At 26.1% G+C, this 7,164-nt stretch carries 7 protein-coding genes; 3 read left to right on the top strand and 4 right to left on the bottom strand.

The genetic code is table 11. The features are described 5' to 3' along the window. The 3 genes from KGF46_RS19630 to KGF46_RS19620 all read right to left on the bottom strand — a co-directional run. A partial coding sequence (locus KGF46_RS19630) for a hypothetical protein (protein ID WP_227841346.1) occupies positions 1-468 on the bottom strand: 468 nt, incomplete at its 3' end. A gap of 434 nt (positions 469-902) precedes the next feature. Then, a complete protein-coding gene (locus KGF46_RS19625; RefSeq protein WP_227841345.1) occupies positions 903-1,475 on the bottom strand; it encodes a hypothetical protein in 573 nt (190 codons plus the stop codon). Between the two features lie 58 nt (positions 1,476-1,533). Next, on the bottom strand, positions 1,534-2,592 hold the full coding sequence (locus tag KGF46_RS19620; RefSeq protein ID WP_227830456.1) for a hypothetical protein: 1,059 nt from the start codon (positions 2,590-2,592) through the stop codon (positions 1,534-1,536). A gap of 838 nt (positions 2,593-3,430) precedes the next feature. On the opposite strand from KGF46_RS19620, the gene KGF46_RS19615 reads away from it, so the two are divergent. From KGF46_RS19615 to KGF46_RS19605, 3 genes are read left to right on the top strand one after another with little or no spacing between them, the layout of a single operon-like run. Then, the gene (locus tag KGF46_RS19615; RefSeq protein ID WP_074178789.1) at positions 3,431-3,799 is read left to right on the top strand and encodes a BlaI/MecI/CopY family transcriptional regulator; all 369 of its coding nucleotides are present in this window, start codon (positions 3,431-3,433) and stop codon (positions 3,797-3,799) included. 14 nt (positions 3,800-3,813) lie between these two features. Further along, positions 3,814-4,818 (top strand): M56 family metallopeptidase, encoded by a 1,005-nt coding sequence (locus KGF46_RS19610; RefSeq protein ID WP_074178788.1) that lies wholly within the window; start codon positions 3,814-3,816, stop codon positions 4,816-4,818. Positions 4,819-4,867: 49 nt separating this feature from the next. Further along, positions 4,868-5,455 (top strand): peptidoglycan-binding domain-containing protein, encoded by a 588-nt coding sequence (locus KGF46_RS19605; protein ID WP_074176851.1) that lies wholly within the window; start codon positions 4,868-4,870, stop codon positions 5,453-5,455. A gap of 1,485 nt (positions 5,456-6,940) precedes the next feature. Here the strand turns inward: KGF46_RS19605 and KGF46_RS19600 are convergent. Beyond that, positions 6,941-7,164: hypothetical protein (locus KGF46_RS19600; RefSeq protein ID WP_227841344.1), on the bottom strand; the 224-nt coding region annotated here is incomplete at its 5' end.

Here is a 7,164-nt window from a genome sequence, read left to right as displayed (position 1 = left end):
TATTGTTGCAGACATAATCTTCCAAGAATCACCTATTTTAGTAAGATAAATATCATATTCATTTCCTGCAGAAGCATCATTTTCTCTTTTGCCCTCTAAGTCATAAGAAAAAGTTTCTGACACATAAACATCGACTTTAACATTATCACTATCTTTTTCTATTTTTTCAAAATCAAAAGTATACTTTGAATCAATTGGTTTATAATCTTGATAGTCATTATTAGCTTGTTTAAAATCATTTCTAGCTTTTAAATACTCTTTAAAGTCATCCGAGCCTAATGTTGAAAAATTATTTTTTCCACCATTAAAATTATAATCCTCTTTTACAAAGGTCTCTACTGTACTTTTTATAGATTCTTTTTCCTTTTCAGTAATATCATCTGTTGCATAACTTACGATATTAGTGCCACCAATGACAACTGAAGCACATATACAACATAAAAGTGCTTTTTTAAATTTTTTAAACATAATTAAATCCCCCTCTTTTTTAAGTTATGTAATTCAATTTTAAACTCAAATATATTTAAATGAGTTTATTGTATAGCTAAATCGGTAAAACCGAAATTAGTACCCATACTTAGTTTTCTTAATGTATAATATTTTGTAGCATAAATCGTTGAAAATGAAACAAAACATTGATTTTAGTAAAAGAACTAAAAAATTCAAACTCATTTTAACTGAAGCATTACTTTTTAAACAAATTTAATTTATTATTTGGACTTATGTGATATGAGTAATTAAATTAAGTAAGTGATTTGAAATGTATAAACTTTTTATGTAAATATTGTTAAATTAACATTCTATTTATGTAGTATCATTAATGTGATTGTACAATAGTAGAATTATTTTGTCAATAAAATAAAAATATTCTCAGAATAATTACCTTTATTCTGAGAATATTTTTATTTTTTATATCTATCAATAAATTCTTTTAAGGCTTGTCCCATTAGGTCATGCTTATCATATGGTTTATTTTCTTCAACCAAAATATCAAACTCGTCCCATATCTTTTCATTAATTCTAATAGTAGTTCTTTTAATTGGTGCTTCAGGTAAATCTATATTTATTCCTTCTCTTAATTCAATAACATCTGAATTTGATTTACCAGTTTTATTAATTTTAAACCATTCTATCATTTCTTTTAAAGTTTCTGTTTCTTGTGATATATAAAGCATATTTTCTTTTAATTTTGGAGTTGATATTACATCTATATTACTTATATCATCATGATTGCTAATTGAATTATTTTCTTTATTTTTAGCTGTATTACTTCGGGGATTACATGTGTATTCTAAAAGTACGAATTGATTTTCTTTTCTTCTGTAACCCTTGCTATTTAGATATTTTCTTATTGTGCTTTCATTAATCTCTAATTTATCTGAAACTTTTTTAAGACTTTTGTATTTAATCAATTTTTCATTTATATATCCTACAATGTCATTAATATCGCATTTTTTTAAATCATTCCAGTTCATAATATTTCACCTCTTAAATATAATTGTAATACATATGTATTACAATTATATTCTTATTCTATCTATGAACATCCTTTAAATCAAACAATTTATTATCTAGCAATCTAATTGGACTCTCTAGTTTGTTTGTTTTGTAAATAGTCGGAATAAGTGCAGGTGCTATGTTTAAAGCTTCTAACATCTTAAAATATTTCTTTAATTCTTCCTTGCTATACTTTTTCTTTTTAGCATATCTTAGTTCTAAATATTGCAATAGCTTCTTTTTACTATTCTTCTTCAACTTATTTGTTTCTTGTACTATTTTTTTAGCTTCAAAGTAATTGTAAAAGTCTAGTCTAGTGCTACAGATGAATCTCTTATACTTAGTTAGAACTATATCTCTGCATATGTATATATCATCATAGTATGTTTTAAATGTCTTACCATACTTTTTGAGTTCATAATTTGCACACTTAACCTCTAATCTTAAAGTATTAGTCGCAAGCTCCAAATCAATCTCATTTATATTTATACTACTCTTATACATATCTACTTTACTTTTTAATGTTTTAAGTTGCTCTAATTTGTTGTAGAAATTAATAGTGTATGTTTTATTTATGTTGCTCTTATAATTATTTTTAGACTTTATATAAACGCTCGTATTTGTGTCTATGTTATTTTTATCTACGTAGTTAATATATCTACTATCAGCTTTGTCTTTTATAATTTGATTAAATAGTCTTAAATATAAATCTGCATTTACATTATAAATATTAAATGTTACCTCCATGCTTGCAACTGTAAACTCTAATATGTCTAACTCTATGTTAAATAACTCTTTAAGCTTATAATTTACCTTTTGCCTTATCTCTTCCCTATAGTTATATAAGTCATCTACATTGTGTACATGATTACCTTGTTTGAGTAGCATTACAAGCCTACCAGTTACATATATTCTCTCTGAATTTACGGCATATAGAAATCTTACTCCATTCCAAGCAAGTATATAAGATGAAATATATTCAATTACTTCTCCTGTCTTGAAATCTATATATTCATTGTAGTTCTTTTTTAGCTTTAAACTAAACTTACTTGTATCTAGCTTTACATTTTTATATAAGTTAACTCTATCTATCATCCCCCACACCCCTTACGAAATCATCCTTGAATCAGTTTATTAATACTATATTTACAGACTAAAAACATGATTGCAAAACAAAAAAATAAACTTTATAATACCATTAATTAAGGGGTAGTTTGACCTTACGATTTTAGGACTTTTTGTGTGATGGAAATGAAAGTACTACACTAAAAGAAAACTTTTACTCTACTTACATATACCATATACACCCCCCTATTTAGCTGATAAACATATTATATTAAATATAATTTACATTCAAATAACTCTATAAATATAGAACGTTTGTACGCATTGAGATAGCTATTTTTACATGCAGACAAAAATTTTTTTCTTATGGAAATGGATGTATTTTTCATGATAATTTATATCAACTAATAATATTTTTTACTATTTTAGGTAACTTCTTTTACAAAACGACAATTCCACATTCAAATACCCTATATCTAAGTCATTGCAATACTTACAAGACTTTTTTGCATGTCAGTAGAAAAGGACATAAAAGATTTAATTTTATGCCATTTTTTTGTAAGACATAGTATTTTCAATATATTAGCCTATTTATTCAAATCTTATTTTAGGCATTTTGTCAGTTGTAGGTCAGTAAATATTACTTTTTTTTATTTTTATGCTTGTTTTTACTCAATCACAAATACATATATTTTTTAATAAACTAAAAATATTTAAACCTTGTATTCTACCTATGTAGAGAACTTTTTGGTCACTTTGTTCTATAATTGTAGAATAAAACAATTATACTAATTTGACTCTTGCACTCTATTTTTATAGAATGAAAGTAAAATTAAAAAACTTTAAAAAGGCACTGGGGGAATTAATTATGTTTAAAAAAATACCACCTTCTGAATTGAAGATAATGAAGCTATTTTGGCAATCTGACAAGGTATTGACATCACAAGACATAGTTTCTATAATGAGTCATGAGTGGAAGCAGACCACAACACTTACACTTTTATCAAGATTAGTAAAAAGAAATTTTTTATCTGCTAAAAAGCATTCAACATATACGACATATACTGTTTTAGTTGATAAAGAAAGCTATTTACAATATGAAACTTTTGATTTTTTAAAAAACATACATAATGAATCTGTTACAAGTTTACTTCAATCAATGAGTAAAAAAGAATTTAGCAAAGAAGAAATAAAAACATTTAAAAGCTTTATTAAAGATATGCAAAATAAAAAATAAAATAGGTAGATTATATGGTTAATTTAATTTTACAAAATTTATTTCGTTCAACACTTATAAGCAGTTTAATTATTTGTATTTTAATAGTTTTGAATACAACTTTACTTAAAAATTTTAGTAAAAAACTTAATTATTATATTTGGATGATTGTTATAGCTAAATTGGTTTTTCCATTTACATACACATATACAATGTCTTCCACTAGTAAGTTAAATACTAAAAGTTTACTTGTTAATTCAAATATAGATACATTCCCAATCAATGAAAATATTAAAAATATTATTGTATTTGTTTGGGTTACCATTGCATTATTACTTTTTATCAGAACAATCAAAAGATATTTGAAATTCAAAGGCTTAATAGTTGACTTATCATATGATATTGAAGAAATAGAAGTAAATAAACTTTATAGCAATTTATTAAATGAATTTAAAATAAAAGAACATATAAAACTGAAATATACCTATGAAGTTGATAATCCCTCTTGTTTTGGATTATTTGAAAAATATATTCTTTTACCTCCACATGATTATTCTTTAGAAGAATTAAATTGGATTTTAAGACATGAATTGACTCACTATAAAAGCAAAGATTTGTATATTAGATACTTAATCCTATTTTTAAAATGTGTTTATTGGTTTAATCCACTTGTATATCTATTAGATAGAGTTGTAGAAAATATTTGTGAGATGCATTGTGATGAAACAGTTTTAAAAGATTGTAGTCTTGAGGATAGACAAAGTTATGCTATGACTGTTGTAAACTCAATTGAAAGAAATACAAATATACACAATGAATTTTCTACTGGTTTACATAGAGTCAAAGGATTTGAAAAAAGATTACATAATATGTTTGTTACCAAAAGTAGAAAAGGCATAATAATAGCATTAATATTGTGTTTATTATCTTCTCTTACATATTTGACTATTGACTCTGTTTCTTATAAATCATTAGACCATTCAATATACAAAAAATTTCCACTGAAAGATTCAGTTTATAAAATTCATGTTGACATTTAAAATATCCTACATTCTAGGATAATTAAATAATATTCAAAGGAGGGTTTTTATGTTAAAAAAAGTTAAAAAAATATTGATAATGCTATGTTGTTTATTTGCATTAACAAGCAGTATTGCATTCGCAGATACTGAAACAAATTCTACTTACACAGAAACAGACAAGCCATTATGGACAATTCATATTGAAGGTTATACCTTTACTTATGATAATGCTCCAAAACAAATTAAAGAAAAATATAAAAATAAATGTGATGAGCTAGGCATAACACCATCAGCTAAAGCTGAAATATTTATACCAGCTGATGAAATGCAAAGTTATGGATTAAAAAATTATAAAGGTAGTCAAGATGGTTTTGATATATTTTTTTATGGCACATATTTTAAAGTAACTGGTACAAAAAATTATACTGTTAAAACATCAACTCTAGTAGGGTATAATAAAGTAGAAAGTGGTAATCCCGTACATCTAGTACAAATATTACTTAAAGCTTGTGGTTATTCTCTAGGTGTTGACAGTCAATTCGGAAGTGAAACATATACAAAAGTTAGAAGTTTCCAATCAAGCAATAGTTTAAGTGTTGACGGTATTGTTGGAGCAAGAACATGGGAAAGATTAGCATATGTGGCACACTTGTAAAATAGTATCACAATTATTAATTTACATATAAAAATTAAGTCACCTTAAATGGGTGACTTTTTTAAGCTGCCTACTTTTTTATTAATAAAGTTCTGTAAAATTAAATATGATAAAACGAGTATTTTAATTACATAATTTTACAGTTTGAAGTATGTTTTTAAGGCTCTGTGTGCCTCTGTAAGCCCTTATAACTTTCTTTTTTATATTCCAGTATTTATTTATTTTTATAAGCCCTTATTTGTTTGTTTTGTAAAGTTATTTTTAAAAAAAGAGCATAAGGAGTTTTTGCCCCCATATTACATAAATTTCATTTATTTCATGAACATGGAGAACTAGGCAAAGCCTAGTAAAACTCTTTGGTTAAAATCAAAATACTATCTATTTTATAGGTCATTTTTTTGGGGTCATAAAATCACTCAAAAATACACACTTAGACCACTATCAGACCACCAAAAACACATATTTTTTAATGTAAAATTTCCTATCTTTTAACAATATATAATCCTTAGCGAAACTCACCAAAACGATTGTTACACCAGTTTAGTATCTAGTTTTAATCAGTTATTACTTTAAATACTTGATACATACTAATTACATATGTTACATAACATTATAACCTAACGGTTACTTACGCCTTCAACCTACGGCTTTCAGTTGTTACTAACGCATTCTCAATATGCCAAGTCAGAAGGGACTTGACCTATATCGAATTTTGTTATACATGTTTTAAATCTTATTGACTACTTATTCTTTTAATGCAAACCTAAAGGCTTTGTAATTGGACGCAGTTACCCACGAACTACTGTCCGTGGTTACTTTCCATATCATTCAAACCCAATAGGATTGGTGTGTTACGACCACACAACGTTGGACTGATACAAGTAAATACTCCACTTTGTGATTTAACACAGTCTACCAACACCCCGACAATAGACAGTATATTTGAGTATTTCCACTAAGTGTTGCCTCCCCTAGCTCTTATATTTTGTAGTGCCTAGTTACTACTCTCACCCCTTCAATATGGTACCAGACATATTTATATGGTGTGGAAACTTAATCCCAGTATTTTGTCGGCTCTTTAGGGTGTTCCCTGTCGGGTGTCCCTATTGCTCTTGGTCAAATACTCCTCCTCATAAAACCACATTAAAAAAGACTTGTCCTACTATCTGAACAAGTCCGTAATTTTTATCTTTTATCGTTATCATCTTGATTTTTTTTCTTTCATCTCTTATAATTTATGTATATCTAAGAAGATAACAGCTATATTTTATATACTCTATGTTCTGTCAAAACATTTAGTATGTAACTTATAGTAAAAGATTACTGTTACTTAACTATTCGTCGGTAGTTGGTATTAACTCGTTATAAGGTCTGTCAACCTAATACGAGCAGTAGTCTTTTTTTATATTTAATTTTTTAATATAAGTTAATTATAATTCTAGTTATTAAATTTTACTAGCAAATTTTTCTATATTTCTTTTTTTTTTATAATTTTGTTTTTATATCATTCATTTTGTCTAACATCTTCTTTAGATTTTGTTTGACATTTACATCTTTTAATTCTTTACCATTTGAATAACCTAATTCCTTATTAACATCAAAATAAGAATCTACTGGATCTTCTTCTACTTTTATTGTTGCAGACATAATCTTCCAAGAATCACCTATTTTAGTAAGATAAATATCATATTCATTTCCTGCAGAAGCAT

Source organism: Clostridioides sp. ZZV14-6153, assembly GCF_020657855.1.
GTDB lineage: Bacteria > Bacillota > Clostridia > Peptostreptococcales > Peptostreptococcaceae > Clostridioides.
Note: the sequence above shows the minus strand (reverse complement) of the source record. Positions and strands in the feature narration are given on the sequence as shown.